At 71.8% G+C, this 17,338-nt stretch carries 12 protein-coding genes and 1 pseudogene; 11 read left to right on the top strand and 2 right to left on the bottom strand.

Features of this window, described 5'->3' with window-relative positions:
• Positions 1–157 precede the first annotated feature (157 nt).
• From F8R89_RS13915 to F8R89_RS13885, 7 genes and pseudogenes are all read left to right on the top strand, one after another.
• Positions 158–469, top strand: a pseudogene (locus tag F8R89_RS13915) (biotin carboxylase N-terminal domain-containing protein); the annotation flags it as partial.
• 41 nt (positions 470–510) lie between these two features.
• Positions 511–1,095 carry a hypothetical protein gene (locus F8R89_RS13910; protein ID WP_318841298.1) on the top strand — a complete coding sequence of 195 codons (585 nt, stop codon included), beginning with the start codon at positions 511–513 and terminating at the stop codon, positions 1,093–1,095.
• A 4-nt stretch (positions 1,096–1,099) separates the two neighbouring features.
• On the top strand, positions 1,100–1,978 hold the full coding sequence (locus F8R89_RS13905) for an alpha/beta hydrolase (RefSeq protein ID WP_151784272.1): 879 nt from the start codon (positions 1,100–1,102) through the stop codon (positions 1,976–1,978).
• Entirely contained in the window at positions 1,975–3,282 is a 1,308-nt protein-coding gene (locus tag F8R89_RS13900; RefSeq protein WP_192806121.1) for an MFS transporter, read from the top strand. Before F8R89_RS13905 ends, F8R89_RS13900 begins: the two co-directional genes overlap by 4 nt.
• The gene (locus F8R89_RS13895; protein WP_192806120.1) at positions 3,279–4,145 is read left to right on the top strand and encodes a 4'-phosphopantetheinyl transferase family protein; all 867 of its coding nucleotides are present in this window, start codon (positions 3,279–3,281) and stop codon (positions 4,143–4,145) included. The genes F8R89_RS13900 and F8R89_RS13895 overlap by 4 nt, the downstream gene beginning before the upstream one ends.
• On the top strand, positions 4,142–5,734 hold the full coding sequence (locus F8R89_RS13890) for an acyl-CoA carboxylase subunit beta (protein WP_151788117.1): 1,593 nt from the start codon (positions 4,142–4,144) through the stop codon (positions 5,732–5,734). Before F8R89_RS13895 ends, F8R89_RS13890 begins: the two co-directional genes overlap by 4 nt.
• 13 nt (positions 5,735–5,747) lie before the next feature.
• Positions 5,748–5,954, top strand: coding sequence for an acyl-CoA carboxylase subunit epsilon (locus F8R89_RS13885; protein ID WP_225994392.1), 207 nt, complete (start codon positions 5,748–5,750; stop codon positions 5,952–5,954).
• 392 nt (positions 5,955–6,346) lie between these two features.
• On the opposite strand, the gene F8R89_RS13880 is transcribed toward F8R89_RS13885, so the two are convergent.
• Positions 6,347–7,672: an MFS transporter gene (locus F8R89_RS13880; protein WP_151784271.1), complete on the bottom strand. Its 1,326-nt coding sequence runs from the start codon at positions 7,670–7,672 to the stop codon at positions 6,347–6,349.
• A gap of 83 nt (positions 7,673–7,755) precedes the next feature.
• Here F8R89_RS13880 and F8R89_RS13875 point away from each other — a divergent pair, with 83 nt between their 5' ends.
• The 4 genes from F8R89_RS13875 (at position 7,756) to F8R89_RS13860 (ending at position 13,554) form a co-directional block, all read left to right on the top strand.
• Positions 7,756–8,724, top strand: a complete 969-nt coding sequence (locus F8R89_RS13875; RefSeq protein ID WP_151784270.1) for a LysR family transcriptional regulator — start codon at positions 7,756–7,758, stop codon at positions 8,722–8,724.
• Between the two features lie 248 nt (positions 8,725–8,972).
• Positions 8,973–10,034, top strand: a complete 1,062-nt coding sequence (locus tag F8R89_RS13870; protein ID WP_225994391.1) for a hypothetical protein — start codon at positions 8,973–8,975, stop codon at positions 10,032–10,034.
• Positions 10,034–12,277, top strand: coding sequence for a bifunctional polysaccharide deacetylase/glycosyltransferase family 2 protein (locus F8R89_RS13865; RefSeq protein ID WP_151784268.1), 2,244 nt, complete (start codon positions 10,034–10,036; stop codon positions 12,275–12,277). The genes F8R89_RS13870 and F8R89_RS13865 overlap by 1 nt, the downstream gene beginning before the upstream one ends.
• A gap of 74 nt (positions 12,278–12,351) precedes the next feature.
• Complete coding sequence (locus F8R89_RS13860) at positions 12,352–13,554, top strand: acyltransferase family protein (RefSeq protein WP_151784267.1); 1,203 nt, start codon at positions 12,352–12,354, stop codon at positions 13,552–13,554.
• Between the two features lie 104 nt (positions 13,555–13,658).
• On the opposite strand, the gene F8R89_RS13855 is transcribed toward F8R89_RS13860, so the two are convergent.
• Complete coding sequence (locus tag F8R89_RS13855) at positions 13,659–17,141, bottom strand: DNRLRE domain-containing protein (RefSeq protein WP_151784266.1); 3,483 nt, start codon at positions 17,139–17,141, stop codon at positions 13,659–13,661.
• Positions 17,142–17,338: the final 197 nt, after the last annotated feature.

Genomic DNA, 17,338 nt, shown 5'->3' with positions numbered 1-17,338 from the left:
CCTGTCGATCTGGTCCGAAGGCTTGAAAGGCGACTGTTGAACACCGCCCTCTCCCGAGCCGACGATGGACAGGTATTCGGGCGCCGCCCAGGAAGTCGAAATACCCGGGGCGCGCCCGGCCATCCCAGAATTCCAGCCGAGCGAGGAGAGGGCCGTCGTGCGCAAGGTGCTCATCGCCAACCGTGGCGAAATCGCTGTCCGCGTGGCCCGGGCCTGCCGGGACGCCGGGATCGCGAGCGTGGCCGTCTACGCGGATCCGGACCGTGACGCGTTGCATGTCCGCGCCGCGGATGAGGCGTTCGCCCTGGGCGGTGACACCCCGGCCACCAGCTATCTGGACATCGACAAGGTCCTGAACGCCGCCCGCGAGGCCGGGGCGGACGCGATCCACCCCGGATACGGGTTCCTGTCGGAGAACGCCGACTTCGCCCAGGCCGTCCTGGACGCCGGGCTGATCTGGATCGGCCCGGCGTCCAGGACGCCGTCAACCTGGGCTGGAAGCTGGCAGCCGTGGCCCGCGGCACCTCACCCGACAGCCTGCTCGACACCTACCACGACGAACGGCACCCGGTCGGCGCCCGCCTGCTGATGAACACCCGCGCCCAGGGCATGATCTTCCTCGGCGGCCCCGAGGCCGACCCCGTCCGGGCCGTGTTCGGCGAGCTGATGGAGCTGGAGGACGTCCGCCGCCGGCTCGCCGGCATCGTCAGCCACCTCGACGTCACCTACGACCTCGGCCCCGGCACCCACCCCCTGCTCGGCCGCCGCCTCCCGCCGCGCCCGCTGGAGCTGCCCGACGGCACCCGCACCGGCACCCCCGACCTGCTCCACCCCGCCCGCGGCGTCCTGCTCGACCTGGCCGGCGACCCCGCCCCGCGCGAGGCCGCGGCCCGCTGGACGGACACCGTCACCGTCGTCACCGCCCGCCCCGAGGACCCCGCCGCCTTCGCCGGGGCCACCGCCCTCCTCGTCCGCCCCGACGGGCACGTCGCCTGGGCGGCCGGCGGCGACAGCGCACGCGACGACGTGGCCGCCGGGGTCGACCGCCTCGTCGAGGCCCTGCACCACTGTTTCGGCAGCCCGGAGGTGGCGTGACGCCATGACCACCGCGTCCCTGTCCGTCGGCCCCCGCGTACGGCGGATCACCCTGAACGCCGCCGGGCACACCCTGTCCGCCCTGCTGAGCGCGCCGCCGGACACGCCACCGCGTGCCACCGTCGTCGCGCTGCACGGGGCCGGGATGAGCGCGGGGTACTTCGACGGCGGGGCCCAGCCCGACGCCTCCCTGTGCGCGCTCGGCGCGCACCTGGGCTTCCAGGTCCTCGCCGTCGACCGGCCCGGCTACGGCGACTCCGCCGCCGGGCTCCCCGACGGCCTGGACCTCGCCGGGCAGGCCCGCGTCCTCGGGGCCGCGCTCGACGACTTCCGCGCCGGGTACGACACCGGCGTCGGAACGTTCCTCCTCGCGCACTCCTTCGGCGGCAAACTCGCCCTGACCCTGGCCGCCGAGGCACCGCCGCCCGGACTGCTGGGCCTGGACATCTCCGGCTGCGGACACCGCTACGCCCCCCGCTCGGAGGAACTGCTCACCGGCACCGACCGGGCCCGCTGGAAGCACAACTGGGGCCGGCTCGCCCTGTACCCGCCGGCCACCTTCCGGCACAGCGCCGACTTCGTCCGCCCGGTGCCCGAACGGGAACTGCGGGCCGCGTCCGCCTGGCCCGACGTCTTCGACGCGCTCGCCCCGCGCGTGCGCGTCCCCGTCCGGCTGACGTTCGCCGAGCACGAACTGTGGTGGCGGCACGACGCCGACGCCCTCGACGACCTGCGCGCCCGGCTCAGCTCCGCCCCGCGCGTGGTCGTCGACCGGCAGCCCGACGCCGGGCACAACATCAGCCTGGGCCGCACCGCCCGCGCCTACCACCTGCGCGCGCTCGCCTTCTTCGAGGAGTGCCTGCCCGAACGGGACGGTCCATGACCGGGTCCCACGCCGGGAAACGGGGGCCGCGGGGGCTGCTCGCCGCGGGGACGCGCTCGCTGGGCGTGCGCAACTTCCGGCTCTTCGCCGGCGGGCAGATCGCCTCCGTCACCGGCACCTGGATGATGGTCGTCGCCCAGGACTGGCTCGTCCTCGACCTCACCGGCGACTCCGGCACCGCCCTCGCGACCGTCACCGCCCTCCAGTTCACCCCGATGCTGCTGCTCACCCTGTACGGCGGCCGGATCGCCGACCGGTACGACAAGCGGGCGCTGCTGACCGGGGCCAACATCGCCTCCGGGCTGCTCGCGCTGCTGCTCGGCCTGCTCGTCACCGGCGACGCCGCCCGGCTGTGGCACGTGTACGCGTTCGCCCTGGCCCTCGGCGTCACCAACGCCGTCGAGGTGCCCGCCCGGCTGTCCTTCATCGCCGAGCTCGTCGGGCCGGAGCTGGTGCCCAACGCCTCCGCGCTCAGCGGCGCCTACTTCAACATCGCGCGGGTCGTCGGCCCCTCGCTCGCCGGGCTGCTGATCGAGGCCGCCGGCACCGGCGCCGTGATGCTGCTCAACGCGGCCAGCTACGCGGCGACCGTCGCCGGGCTGCGCGCCATGCGGCCCGGCGAACTGCACCGGCCCGAACGGCCCGCCGCCCGCGACGCCCGGGTCAGGGAGGGACTGGCCCATCTGCGGTCCCGGCCCGACCTGGTGGCCACCCTGTCCCTGCTCGCCGCCGTATCCCTGTTCGGCCTCAACCTCCAGCTGACCCTGCCGCTCATGGCCCGGACCGTCTTCCACACGGACGCCGCCGCGTTCGGCCTGCTCACCGCCGCGCTCGCGGCTGGCTCCCTGCTGGCCGCCTTCACCAGCACCCTGCGCCGGGGCCGCCCCCCGGCCCGGCTCGTCATCGGCTGGGCCTGCGCCTTCGGCGCGCTCGCCGCCGCCACCGGCTGGGCGCCGAACCTGACGGTCGCCCTGCTCCTGCTCGTCCCCACCGGCTTCGCGTCCCTGTACTTCGCGCAGGCCGCCAACCACCGCGTCCAGCTGGGCAGCGACCCCGCCTACCGGGGCCGCGTCATGGCCCTCTACACCCTCATCCTGCAAGGCACCGCCCCGCTCGGCGCCCTGTTCGTCGGCGCCGTCACCCAGTACCTGGGCACCCGCGCCGCGCTGTGGGCGGGGGGACTGATCTCCCTGGCGGCCGCGCTCGTGGCGGCGGCCGCCGACCGCCGCGGCGCGCACGACGCCGGTACCGCAGGGACCGAGCGGACGACCCACCCCACCACCCGGACCGGGAGCCGCCCGTGAACCACCGCCTCGACCCGCACCCCGCCCGCGGCGCCCGCCCGCTCGGCCCGGCCGACCTGCATCTGTGGCTGCTGCCGGCGCCGGTCTCGGCGCGCGACGCGCCCGTCGGCGAACTCGACGACGACGAGCGCCGGCGCGCCGCCGCCTACCGCCGGCACGCCGACCGGCAGATGTACGTCGCCGCCCATGTGGGCCTGCGCCGGGTGCTGTCCGTCTACACCGGCGTCGCGCCCCGGCGCCTCGTCATCGGCCGCGAGTGGTGCGAGGAGTGCGGGGAACGGCACGGCCGGCCCGTTCTGCTCGACCTGCCGGGCGCCCCCGAGTTCTCCCTCTCCCACAGCCACGGGCTCGCCCTGGTCGCCGTCGCCCGCACCCGGGTGGGCGTCGACGTGCAGGCGCTGCCGTCGCCCGCGACCGTCGACGCCTGCCTGCCCCTGCTGCACCCGGCCGAGCGCCAGGAGATCGCCCGCGTCCCCGCCGACCGGCGGCCCACCGCCTTCGCCCGGCTGTGGTCCCGCAAGGAGGCCTACCTGAAGGGCCTCGGCACCGGGCTCGCCCGCGCCGCCGACCTCGACTACCTCGGCGAGGGCGCCGAGTCCTGGCGCCCGGCCGGCTGGACGGTACGCAACATCCCGCTGTGCGAGGGCCACGTCGGCGCCGCCGCGCTGGCCGGCGCCGGCGACCGGCGGGCCGCCCTGCACCCGGTGCCCGCCGACTGGCTGCACGCCCGGGACGCCGTGGAGCGCATCCACGCCGTCGAACCGGGACTGCGCACCGTGCTGCGCGCCCACGACCCGTCGTCCGTCCGCCCGCACGACCTCATCGACACCAGGAACAGGAAGGAAAGGGCCCAGGCATCATGACCGTCGTCGATCCCGAGACGCTGCTGCCCGACACCGACGCCCCCGGGGCGGACCGGTTCTCCGAACTGGCGGCCATCAAGGAACTCGCCCGCACCGGCCCCGACCCGAGGGCCACCGAACGCCAGCACACCAAGGGCAAGCTCACCGCCCGCGAACGCATCGAACTGCTGCTGGACCCCGGCTCGTTCACCGAGGTGGAGACCCTGCGCCGGCACCGCGCGCAGGGCTTCGGACTCGAGGCCAAACGGCCGTACACCGACGGTGTGATCACCGGCTGGGGCACGGTCGAGGGCCGCACGGTCTTCGTGTACGCCCATGACTTCCGCATCTTCGGCGGCGCGCTCGGCGAGGCCCACGCGCAGAAGATCCACAAGCTGATGGACCTCGCCATCGCGGCCGGCGCCCCGCTCGTGTCGCTCAACGACGGCGCGGGCGCCCGCATCCAGGAGGGCGTCTCCGCGCTCGCCGGGTACGGCGGCATCTTCCGGCGCAACACCAAGGCGTCCGGGGTGATCCCGCAGATCAGCGTGATGCTCGGCCCGTGCGCGGGCGGCGCCGCGTACAGCCCGGCGCTCACCGACTTCGTGTTCGCGGTGCGGGACATCTCGCAGATGTTCATCACCGGGCCCGACGTCGTGAAGGCGGTGACGGGGGAGGAGATCACGCAGAACGGCCTCGGCGGCGCCGACGTCCACGGCGGCACCTCCGGCGTCGCCCACTTCGTCTACGACGACGAACGCACCTGCCTGGAGGAGGTCCGCTATCTGCTGACCCTGCTCCCCTCCAACAACCGCGAACTGCCGCCCGCCCATCCCACCGGCGACCCGGCGGACCGCCCCGGCGACGCCCTGCTCGACCTGGTCCCCGCCGACGGCAACCGCTCCTACGACATCCGCAAGGTCGTCGAGGAGATCGTCGACGACGGCGACCACCTGGAGGTGCACGCCGCGTTCGCCACCAACCTCGTCTGCACGCTCGCCCGGATCGACGGGCACGTCGTCGGCATCGTCGCCAACCAGCCCGCGGCCATGGCCGGCGTCCTCGACATCAAAGCCAGCGAGAAGGGCGCCCGGTTCGTCCAGTTCTGCGACGCCTTCAACATCCCGCTGGTCACCCTCGTCGACGTACCCGGCTTCCTCCCCGGCGTCGACCAGGAGCACGAGGGCATCATCCGGCGCGGCGCGAAACTCCTGTACGCGTACTGCAACGCCACCGTGCCCCGCGTCTCCGTCGTCCTGCGCAAGGCGTACGGCGGCGCCTACATCGTCATGGACTCCCGGTCCATCGGCGCCGACATCGCCCTCGCCTGGCCCACCAACGAGATCGCCGTGATGGGCGCCGAGGGCGCGGCCAACGTCGTCTTCCGCCGCGAGATCGCCGCGGCCGACGACCCCGAGGCGATGCGCCGCCGCAAGATCGAGGAGTACCGCAGCGAACTCGTCCACCCCTACTACGCGGCCGAGCGTGGCCTCGTCGACGACGTCATCGACCCCCGCGAGACCCGCCTCGCCCTCAGCCGCGCGCTGACGATGCTCGCCACCAAGTCCGAGTCCCTGCCCACCCGCAAGCACGGCAACCCGCCCCAGTGAGGAGGAGCACCCCGTGAACCCCACCGACCTGCTCGCCGCCACCTCGGTCCGCGTCCTGCGCGGCGCCCCGAGCCCCGAGGAACTGGCCGCCTTCACGGCGGTCCTCACCCTGCGCCTGACCCCGGCCGCGGACCCGGTGCGGCCCCGCCCCTCCACAGCGGCCTGGTCCCGCCCCGACCGCACCCGCCCCTACACAAGCCCTCGGGCCTGGCATACCTGACAGATCCGCTCGGCAGTACGAGCGCCTGCCGCCGGGCCACACAGGCGCCACCGGCCCGCCTCACACCCCGCCTCGGCCGCAACATCCGCGCACTCGGCCGAGGGCGGGGGACAGAGGTACGGGCCGTCGGGACGCCTCGACGCCACCGGCCTGCCTCACATTCCGGGCCCTTCGCCGCAGCGTCCGCGGATCCGGCCGCCTGGGGGGCAGGGGTGCGTGGTCACCGGGTCGCGCTGGTGCCACCGGCCTGCCTCACATCCCTGGCCCTGCGTGGCAGCATCCGCGGACCCGGCCGCTCGGGGGCTCAGGGGTACGGGGTCACCGGGTCGCCCCAATACCGTCGACCGCCTCACATCCCCGCCTCCGCCGCAGCACTCGGTGCACCCGGCCCCCTAAGGCGCAGGGATGTGGGGCCGCCCCCGTCGCAGCGCCTGCGCCCCCGCCGACACGAGCAGTGCCACCCCCGCCGCCACCACCGGCACCGCGTACCCCGCGGACGCGGACACGTGTTCCACCGTCCAGCCGCCGGCCGCGCTGCCGCAGGCTATGCCGCCGAGGAGGGCCGTCACCGCCAGGGTCATGCCCTCGTTGAGGCGGCCCGGCGGGGTGCGGCGCTGGACCAGGGCCATTTTGGTGATCATCGTGGGGGCGGTGGCCATGCCGGCCAGCAGCAGGGCCGCGGCCAGCACCAGCAGCGAGCCTGTGGTGGACGCGGCCAGGGCCGGCAGGAGGAGCAGCGCGGTCATCGCCGCCACGCACCACGGGTAGCGGCGCTCGGGCGAGCCGGTCAGCCGCAGCCGGCCGTACACCAGGCCCGCCACGCAGGACCCGGCCGCCTGGAGCCCCAGCACCACGCCCGCCGCGGCCCGGTACCCCTGCTGGTCGGCGTACGCGATCGTGACGACCTCCGTCGCCCCGAACACCGCGCCCAGGGCGAGGCAGACGGCCAGCAGCGCGGGCATGCCGGGCGCGCGCAGCGGCGCCGGGCCGGGCGCCGACGCCGGGCCGTGCGCGGGCGGCTCGGTCGACCGCTGGGCGGCGAAGGCCAGCACCCCGGTCACCAGCAGTGTCACGGCGACGAGTGTGCCCGCCTCGGGGAAGAACGTCCCGCACAGGAAGGCCGCGAGCACCGGGCCCAGCATGAAGCACAGTTCGTCGACGGACTGCTCGAGGGAGTTCGCGGTGTGCAGGGCCCCCGGGTCGTCCTTCAGCAGATGGGCCCACCGCGCCCGGGACATGCCCCCGGTGTTGGGCGTGCTCGCGGTGGCGGCGTACGCGGCGAACAGCGTCCACGTCGGGGCGCCGTACCGCACGCACAGCAGCAGGGCGAGGCTGCCCAGCGCCGCGAGCAGCGTGGCCGGCACGGCGACCCGCGCCTGCCCGTACCGGTCGACGAGCCGCGCGACCCCGGGCGCGACCACGGCGGTCGCCGCGAGCCCGGTCGCGGTGACGGCGCCGGCGAGGGCGTACGACCCGCGCGTTCCGGCGATCATCACGACCGCGCTCACGCTGAACATGCCCATGGGCAGCCGGGCCGCCAGGTTGGCGACGGTGAAGGCGAGCGCGCCCGGCCGGGCGAACAGCCGCCGGTAGGGCCCCGGCGGACGGGGCGTCCGTCCACGGGAAGGGATCCCGGCAGCACCGGAGGGGGAGGGGACTTTCCGGACTTCCCCGGCATCAGGGGCACTTGGGGCACTCGTGGTGGTCGGTCTCGGCATGCGCCCAGCCTCGGCCGTCGCCGATCACGCGGTCCAACACCTGCTCCGCACCGATTCACGCACTCCTGTTGTAAGTTCGGCGCATGCCGGCTCCCGCCCACCTCGACCCCCGCCTCCTGCGCGCCTTCCTGGCCGTCGCGGAGGAACTGCACTTCACCCGTGCAGCCGCCCGCCTGTACGTCGCCCAGCAGGCGCTCAGCCGGGACGTGCGCCGACTGGAGCGCGAGCTCGGCGCCGAGCTGTTCGTGCGGACCACCCGTCAGGTCACCCTCACCCCCGACGGCGAGCGCCTCGTGCCGTACGCCCGCCGCGCCCTCCAGGCCCAGGACGACCTGCTCGCCGCCTTCGGGCAGGTCCGCCCCCTGCTCGTGGACCTGAACTCGCCCGGACTGCGCACCACTCGCGCGGTCCTGCACCGGGCCCGCGAACTCGCGCCCGAGCTGGAGCTCATGGCCCGCTTCGAGAGCGGCCTGACGGGCGCCGCCGCCGATCTGCTCGCCGGGCGCCTCGACGCCTCGTTCGGCCGGTTCGCCGGCCTCGACCCGGCGCTGCGGGCCGGCCTCGACCACCAGCCGGTCCGCCTGGAGCCGATGGCCGTCGTCCTCCCCGAGGACCACCCCCTGGCCGCCCGGGAGACGGTGCCGCTGGCCGTGCTCGCCGGCGAGACCGTGTACGCCGGCGCCGGCAACCCCCGTACCCCCGAGTGGACCGCGCTGGCGCGAATCCTCTTCGAGGGGCGGGGGGTGGAGGTGGCCGCCCCGGCGCCCCTGGCCGTCGGCGACGAGGAGTTCCAGCGGGTCATGGCGAAGACGCGGACCCCGGTGCTCGCGGTCGTCGACTTCCCCCCGATGCCGGGCACGGTGCTCCGTCCGCTGACGCATCCGGTCCCACTGTCACCAGTATCACTTGTATGGAGAAAGGGTCTCGAACATCCCGGACTTATCGCCCTTCGGCGGGCAGCCTCCCAGGTCACAGGCGAGGAAGGATGGCTGGATCGACCACCTGAGGGATGGATTCCGGCCACCGACGCATGCGTCATGGGCGTCCATTAGTTGGCACGTGGCAACCACGAAACCTCCGCGTGCGCTACATTCTTCGCCTGAGCACAGTGTGGTAAAGGGGGGCGCTCGGCCGGGTGGGGGCTCGGTGCGACGACGCGTGCTCGGAGTCGTGTGCGCACCCGGAACGGTCCCGTGGGGGGATGTGCGTGCGCGTGAAGAAGTGGCGAGAAGACGCCCAACCGGAGTGGCCCCAGGCCGCGTACCGGTCTGTGGGCAATTCTCCCGCGGGGGGCGCCAGGGTGGACACCCAGGCCTTCCCGGCGACCGGGGAGACCGGGCTCCCGGGTCGGGGGCCGCGCTCCCGGACCGAGGCGAGGGAGACGGACATACTCCAGGGTGACAGGCGTGCCTCGACGGACGCCGACAAGACGGAGATCCTGCGCGGCGTACCCGCCGCGGCCGGAGACGAGACCGCGGTCCTGCCCGGCGTCGGAAGACCGGCGGGACCGCCCCGGCACGGCCGCCACGCGGCCGGCGCCGCCGACCCGTTCGCGGCGTCCGGCGGCCCCCGCACGGCACCCGTGCGCGACCCGTGGGCCGAGCACGAGCAGGCGGCGGGCCCCGCGGGCGCCGGCGCCACCCACGACCCGCACGAGGTCACCGTCCAGCTCGACGGCATAGGGCTCCAGCTCGACGGCATGATGCGCGCCGCCAAGGACGCCCCCGGCCCCGAGGGCTCCGACGGACCCGTGTTCGTCGACGAGACCGGCCGCCGCAGCCGCCGCTTCCGCCGGCTCGGCATGGCCGTCGCCCTGGCCTGCGCCGTCTACGCCGTGGTCATCGTCGCCACCCTCCTGTCCGGGAACTCCGACGCGCCCTGGCTGCCCGTCGAGGGCCCCGCGGAGAAGCCCGCCGGCCAGGTCGACACCTCGCCGCTGCCGGCCGACTCGGTGACGCCCACCGAGTCCTCGGACGTCTCCCCGGGCGCCTCCCCGTCCACGTCCGCGGACGAGAGCCTGCTGCCGGGAACCGGCGGCACCACGTCCGGCGCGACCGCGGGCGCCGAGGACCCGGCCGCCTCCGGCGAGCCGAAGCCGAGCAACAGCAAGGCGACGTCCAACCCCGGCGGCACCAACCCGACGCCCGACCGGCAGACACCCACGAACCCGGTCACCAACAACCCCGCACCGAGCCCGACGGACGGCGGTGGCACCACCACGGAGCCGACCGCACCCACGACCACCGAAGACCCCGGAACGGGGACGGTCGCCAACGGCCCGAGCAACCCTGAGCCCGTCGCGCAGGAGCCCGGAGGCACCACCTCCGCTCCCGCCGCCCCGTTCCCGGAGAACAACGTCTGATGGCATCCCGCAACCGCCGCCGTGGGGCAGAGCACGGAGCCCGCGGCGGCTCCTCGCGTCGCCACGCACCCGATCACCGCGCCCGCGCCGCGGCCCAGCGCCGCCGACGCGTACCCATGCGCCTGCTCCTGCCCTGCCTCGTCCTCGTCGCCCTGATGGCGATGCTGATGCTGCGGGGCTACGTCCACAGCGAGATCCTCGCCGACCACCGGATCGCCCCCGCAGCCGCCAACGACAAGGTTCCGCGGGACGTGCTCACGGGCGGCCCCGTCATCGACACCCGCAACGGCAAGGCCACCACCCTCCGGGTGCCGGACAACAAGGTGGTCCTCACCTTCGACGACGGTCCGGACCCCGAGTGGACGCCCAAGGTGCTCGACGCCTTGAAGCGGAACAACGCGCACGCGGTGTTCTTCATCACCGGCACCATGGCCTCCCGCTACCCAGACATCGTCAAGCGCATGGTCGACGAGGGCCACGAGATCGGGCTGCACACCTTCAACCACCCCGACCTCTCCTACCAGTCCAAGAAGCGCATCGACTGGGAACTCTCCCAGAACCAGCTGGCGCTCGCCGGTGCGGCCGGCATCCGCAGCTCCCTGTTCCGCCCGCCGTACTCCTCCAAGTCCAAGCACATGGACAACACCTCATGGCCGGTGACGGAGTACATCGGGAGCCGGGGCTACCTCACGGTGGTCAACGACAGCGACAGCGAGGACTGGCGCAAGCCGGGCGTGGACCAGATCGTCCGGAACGCCACACCCGAGAAGGGTGAGGGCGCCATCGTCCTGATGCACGACTCCGGCGGCGAGCGGCATCAGACCATTCAGTCGCTGGACAGGCTCATTCCCCAGCTCCAAGCGCAGGGCTACGAGTTCCGGAACCTCACCGAGGCTCTGAAGGCGCCGAGCGCGCACACCGAGGTCACCGGTCTGGAACTGTGGAAGGGCAAGGCCTGGGTCTTCCTCGTCGGAGCATCCGGCAGCATCACCTCGATCCTCGTCGTCGGCCTCGCCGCGATCGGCTTCCTCGTCATCGCCCGGTTCGGCCTGATGCTGCTGCTGTCCGCGATCCACGCCCGCCGGACGCGTCGCCGTGGCTTCACCTGGGGCCCGAACGCACCGATCACCGAGCCGGTTTCGGTGCTCGTCCCCGCGTACAACGAGGCCAAGTGCATCGAGAACACGGTGCTCTCCCTGACGCGCAGCGAGCACCCCATCGAGATCATCGTCATCGACGACGGCTCCAGCGACGGCACGGCCCGCATCGTCGAGGCGATGGGACTGCCCAACGTCCGGGTCGTCCGCCAGCTCAACGCCGGCAAGCCCGCGGCGCTCAACCGCGGCCTCGCCAACGCCCGGTACGACCTGATCGTGATGATGGACGGCGACACGGTGTTCGAACCGTCCACGGTCGGTGAACTGGTGCAGCCCTTCGCCGACCCGCGCGTCGGAGCGGTGGCGGGAAACGCCAAGGTGGGCAACAAGGACACGCTCATCGGTGCCTGGCAGCACATCGAGTACGTGATGGGCTTCAACCTCGACCGCCGTATGTACGACGTCCTCCAGTGCATGCCGACCATCCCTGGCGCGGTCGGCGCGTTCCGCCGCTCGGCCCTCGAGCGGGTCGGCGGCATGAGCGATGACACCCTCGCCGAGGACACCGACATCACGATGGCGCTTCACCGGGACGGCTGGCGGGTGGTGTACGCCGAGAAGGCCCGAGCCTGGACCGAGGCACCCGAATCGGTGCAGCAGCTGTGGTCCCAGCGCTACCGCTGGTCGTACGGCACGATGCAGGCGATCTGGAAGCACCGCCGCGCCCTCGTGGAGAAGGGGCCCTCGGGCCGCTTCGGCCGGGTCGGCCTGCCGCTGGTGTCGCTCTTCATGGTCCTGGCGCCGCTTCTCGCCCCGCTCATCGACGTCTTCCTGATCTACGGCCTGATCTTCGGCCCGACGGAGAAGACGGTCCTCGCCTGGTTCGGCGTACTCGCCATCCAGGCGGCCTGCGCCACGTACGCGTTCATCCTCGATCGTGAACGCCTCACCCCCCTGATCTCGCTGCCCCTCCAGCAGATCCTCTACCGACAGCTCATGTACGTCGTCCTGCTGCAGTCCTGGATCACCGCCCTCACCGGCGGCCGCCTGCGCTGGCAGAAGCTGCGGCGCATGGGCGGGGTGTCCGCCCCGCCGACCGTGCCGGCCCAGGACCGGCAGATCTTGGACGAAAGGCCCGTGCGATGAACCCTCCTTACGACCCCGCGGGGGCCACCGTCCCCGGCGGGGTTCCCGCAGCGCGCCCTGCCGCTGACGCGACCATGGCCGCCCAGCCCTATGCCGCCGACATCGCGGTACCGACTGCTCCGGCTGCCCCGCAACCGGCCCGGCAGGCTCCGAAGCGGGACCGCTACTTCGACCTCCTCAGAGCCCTCGCGCTGTTCCGTGTGGTGCTGTACCACCTGACCGGCTATGCCTGGCTCCCCCTGGTCTTCCCGTCCATGGGCGTCATGTTCGCGCTCGCCGGCAACCTCATGGCCCGCTCCCTGAAGCGCCCGGCGATCCAGGTGATCCGGAGCCGCATCCGCCGCCTCCTGCCTCCGCTGTGGCTTCTGGGAGTCATCGGCGTCACGGGGATGGTGATCCAGGGCTGGGGCCCCGACCCCGACAACCACCCCGGCTGGTGGTGGATCCACCTCGCCTACTGGATCGTCCCGTTGAGCGATCCGCCGTATGCCGAGGGCCTCCCGGGCCTGCACGGCATCATCGGTGACAACTGGGCTTCGGACCTCGCCGGCCCGCTCTGGTACATCCGTGCCTACCTCTGGTACGTGCTTCTCTCGCCGTTCCTGCTGAAGGCGCTCCGCGCGGTGCCGGTTGCGACCATCCTCGCGCCGCTCGCCCTCTCGCTGGCTTTCGACCAGGGATGGATCCAGCTCCCCGGTGAGCGGTTCCCGTCGGCACTCACGGACTTCAGCACCTTCGGGGCCTGCTGGATCCTCGGCATGGCACACAATGAGGGCATCCTGAAGCGACTTCCGCGGTACATCGTGCCGTCGGTCGCACCGATCTTCGCCCTCGTGGGCCTCTGGTACGCGCTGACCCACGACTTCTCCATGGAGAACGATCTGGACAGCATGCCGCTGGCCCAGGCGCTCTGGTCCTTCGGAACGGTCCTCCTGCTGCTGCACGTGAGCCCGTCCTGGTCGGAGTGGCCGCGCAGGCTGCGGCGCTGGGACCGCGTGATCACTCTGCTCAACTCCCGAGCGGTGACGATCTACCTCTGGCACAACATCTGCATCCTCATCGCCGCCACCCTGTGGGACCAGCTGTGGGGCTTCGACGTGATGTGGATGCACTTCTCCTGGCTCCTGGAGAGCCCATGGCCGGTGCTGGCGCTCACCTGGGTCCTGATCTGCAGCTGCATCGTGTGGTTCGGCTGGGCGGAGGACCTCGCCGCGAAGCGGAAGCCGCAGCTGTGGCCGGACGGGTCGAAGAAGCAGGGGCACCGCCGGGCTCGGTGATGACACTGTTCCGGACCGGCCGTACGGCCTGACCACTTAGGGGCACCACGACCGAGGGCCCGCTTCCACTGCGGAAGCGGGCCCTCGGTCGTTCCTGGTGAAGGTCACCCGATGGTGATGCGCTTCGGCCACCAGGTGTTGGTGCCGATCACTTGGGTTCCAGGCTCGGCGATGGCTGTCTTGCCGCCCGCGTGGAAGAACACGGTGCCGTTCGGGCGCACGGACCAGATGTCGGGGATGCCGTCACTGTTGGCGTCCGGAGTGCCGTGCAGGAAAGGCATGCTGCTGCTGGACCAACCCGTACCGCTGTAATAGGTGTCCACACCGCCCGCGGAATTGGCCGCTGTCGCCAGAGAGTTCAGGTCGACAGCGTCGGAACCGTCAGCGATGCCCTTGCGCAGGAGCAGCCGCCCCGACGTGTCCGAGCGATAGACGAGGTCCGTGACGCCGTCGCCCGAGACATCCCCGACGATGACGATGTCGCGCCCCTTCCAGGCGGAGCCTGACAGACGAACCGCCTGATTCACGGTCGCTCCGTGGTAACCGGTGAACGCCCACAGCTCATCGTCGGTCCCGGCGGCGTTCTCCACCGTGACGAAGAAGTCGGTCCGGCTGTCGCCCGTTACGTCGCCCGCGGCCACGATCTGGGTGAAGGACGCCGGGTCCGGCGCACCGGCGGGTAGCAGGATCTCCTGACGTCGATCGATGTTCACCGCCCCGTATCCATCCCCGGGGTAGACCCACAACCTGCCACCGACCCGGACGACAAGGTCCTGAAGGCCGTCGCCCCCGTAGATGTCGCCGTTGTGCGTGATGAGGGCGCCCTTGAAGTGACCACTGGGCGGAGCTGAGTACGGGGGTTTGTCGTCGTCGCCGTTCGGGTCCTTGTCGGGGTTGGCCCGGTAGGCGCCGGCCATGGAGTAGTCCAGGTCGCCCGTTCCCTCGGTCAGGTCGGAGCTCTTGGCCTGGGACGGGTACATGGCGAGGTTGCCGGCCTCGGTGACGGCCATGAGGTCAGGTAGCTGATCGCCGGTGAAGTCCCCAGCCTTGTCGGCCTGGTCACGTGGGGTGACGTAGAAGAAGTACTTCGTCGGCTCCGAGGGGTTTCCGGAGCTGTCGACGGCCCGGACATAGAGCACGTTCGGCCCGGCGGTGGGCGGCTTGGCGCCCGAGATGGTCGCGCTGACGGTGGTGGCGGTGCCCGCGGTGCGGGCCACGCTCCCGGTGTAGCTGGGCGAGTTGAAGCCGTACTCGTAGCGCACGACGTCCGTGTTCAACGCTCGCACCGTGAAGGAACCCGGCGTCCCGAACTTCTTCTCGGACCAGTTGCTGTCCTCGCCGTCATTGCCGAAGCCGTCTTCCTCACCGTCGGCGTTGGGGAAGTCGGTTGAGCTGACCTTGGGAGGCCGCGGCGCCGTTGTGTCGAGCACGAACCGGCAGGGCGTCTTCGGGTACCAACTGGAGGTGGAACCGGCGTCGTCGACAGCGCGCACTCGCCATGAGTACGTGGCTCCGCTCTTGAGAGAGCTGGTGGAGAACTTCGACGTGGTGCGCAGTGCCGTGTCCTTGTCACCACCCACGGACACCTTACCGGTGGACTTCAGCAGGTCACCGGTGCTGTCCCACTGTCCTGTCGGCCAGAGGTCGAAGTCGAAGAAGTCGAGGTTCTTGTCCTTGTCCGTGCTCTTGGCCGTGAACGTCAGGTCACCCGACCCCATCCGGACGTAGGGCTTGGTCGTGGTGCACTTGCCGTCCGGCCCCATGTCCAGGGAGTTGGCCACGATCGACGGCTTGCGGTTGTAAACCAGCTCGAGCACCGGCGCGTGATCACCGTTGGCGTGGAATTTCTTCCAGGCGTACTGCGCGTGCTCGTCCCGGGCCCGGAGCCCGAAGGTGATCATGTCGCCGCCCTTGTCGGCGGTCTTCTGCGCGCCCTTCTTGACGTCGAAGGTCTCGTAGGCGTCGCGGCAGTGGGACTTGTAGCCGTGGGCGAAGCTCTTCGTGGCCAGCTTGTTGCCGTCGTGGAGCTTGGGGGCGTTCTTCCAGTTCGTGTGAGAGTCGATGTCGCCGGTGAGGTGAACGCTCATCGAGCGGGACTGGCAGGACCAGGAGTAGCTCTCCAGCATGCGCAACTTCGCGCTGGTGATTTTCGTGCCCTTCAGATCCTTGTCGAAGGAGATGTTGAAGAACGAGCGAGAGGTGCCCCATGTGTCGGACTCGAAGCCGACACGCGCTTCCTGGGTACCGCCCTTGTTGAAGCCCTTGCCGTTGTAGAACGTGGCATTGGGATGCCGGTTGTAGGCCGTGGTCCAGTTCTGGGTGTGCTTCTTGACCGACGGGTCGATGAAGACCGGGTATGTCGTGTCCGGGTCGTTCAGGAAGTCCTGGTCGGGTGTGAGTGTCCACCGGCCCACCGCCAAGTCGGCCTCCACCAGGTTGCCGCGCGAGTCGGGCGACGGCCCGTCCAAGGAGGTCAGGCTCAGAGTGGAGGCAGGCCCCGTCTGTGACGGGCTGGGTGTCGGTTCGGCGGGTGCCGGAGGCAACGAGGTCTCTGTGTCGGTGGGCGCCGGACCGTCGGTCGCGTCGGGCAGCGACTCGACGTCCGTGTCCCCTTGCTCGTCGGACTGAGGAGCCTCTTCCTCAGTGGGGGTGGGGTTCTCCGAGGGCGATTCTGTCGCCGTGTCGGTCGGATCCGGTGACTCCTCCTCGGTCGGCTGGGCGCTGGCCCCGACACCGCCGTCGGTGACGGCGGGCTGCCCACTGTTGTCCCACATCAGGGGGGTGGGTGACAGCGCGACTTCCTCGCCGTAGGCGTTCTCCGCACCGACGATGCCCGAGACCGGATCGAGCCGGAACGTCAGACTCGCGGAGTGCAGACCGTAGGAGAGCTGCTGCGCGTGAGGGTCGGACGCGGCTTCTCGGTTCTTCAGAACCAGGACCTGCCCGAAGCCGTCGTCGTCGGCGGTCAGCACCAGGTCGCCGCCGGGGAAGATCTCCGGATACAGGGCCCGGCTGCCCTCGATGATCGGAGCGGGTACCGGGCCGGGCCAGGTGAGCTGGATCGCGTGCTGTTCGCCATCACTGCCCACGTACAAGGTGACCAGGGGCGTTCCGTCGTCGTCTGCCGCGTCGCGTACGAGGGGGACGCGGCGCACAGTCGAGCGCGAAGAACGAGATGCGTCGCGTGCCTCCGAACCGGACGAGAAGACCATCCGCGTGTTGGTGGCTCTCGGTTCCCAGCCGGCCTTGGTACGGCGCAGGCTGGGATCGATCTTCTTCCACTCACCCCCGACCTTCGCCCGGACAGGGGAGGACCGCAGATGCTTCTCCATCAGGCCGTCGGGTCTGGCCCAGGTGGTCGAACGCTCGGTCCGCGCGCCGGTCACCTCGACGTTTCTGCCTGTTGCGGCGGCTCGTGCCAGCGCTGCGGACTCGGTCACCGCTCGTGGGTGACGGCCGCCGGACTCCTCGGCGTTGTCGTCGGTCATATGGAATCCGGCATACACCACACCGGTGGCCGCGACCGCGGCTGCGACCAGCGCGGCGATGGACCGACGGCCGGGTGTGCGACGCCAGTTGCGCGTCATCGGGCGAGTTCCCCTTCCCAGAAGGCCGACGGCAGGCTCCCGCGCCGCCGGTGCGATCGGCCGGCCAAGGCCCATTCGACTCTGGTCCCGAAGCGGGTCCCCCGATTCAAAATGGATATGGCGAGGCGAGGCGATGATGACTCATGGAGACGCTGTCGTCATCCAGTGGCTTTCCTGTGCGAGGGACAGCAGTTGAC

It is taken from the genome of Streptomyces sp. SS1-1 (genome assembly GCF_008973465.1).
GTDB lineage: Bacteria > Actinomycetota > Actinomycetes > Streptomycetales > Streptomycetaceae > Streptomyces.
The sequence above is the reverse complement of the archived record's forward strand: the minus strand, read 5'-3'. Positions and strand labels throughout refer to the sequence as shown.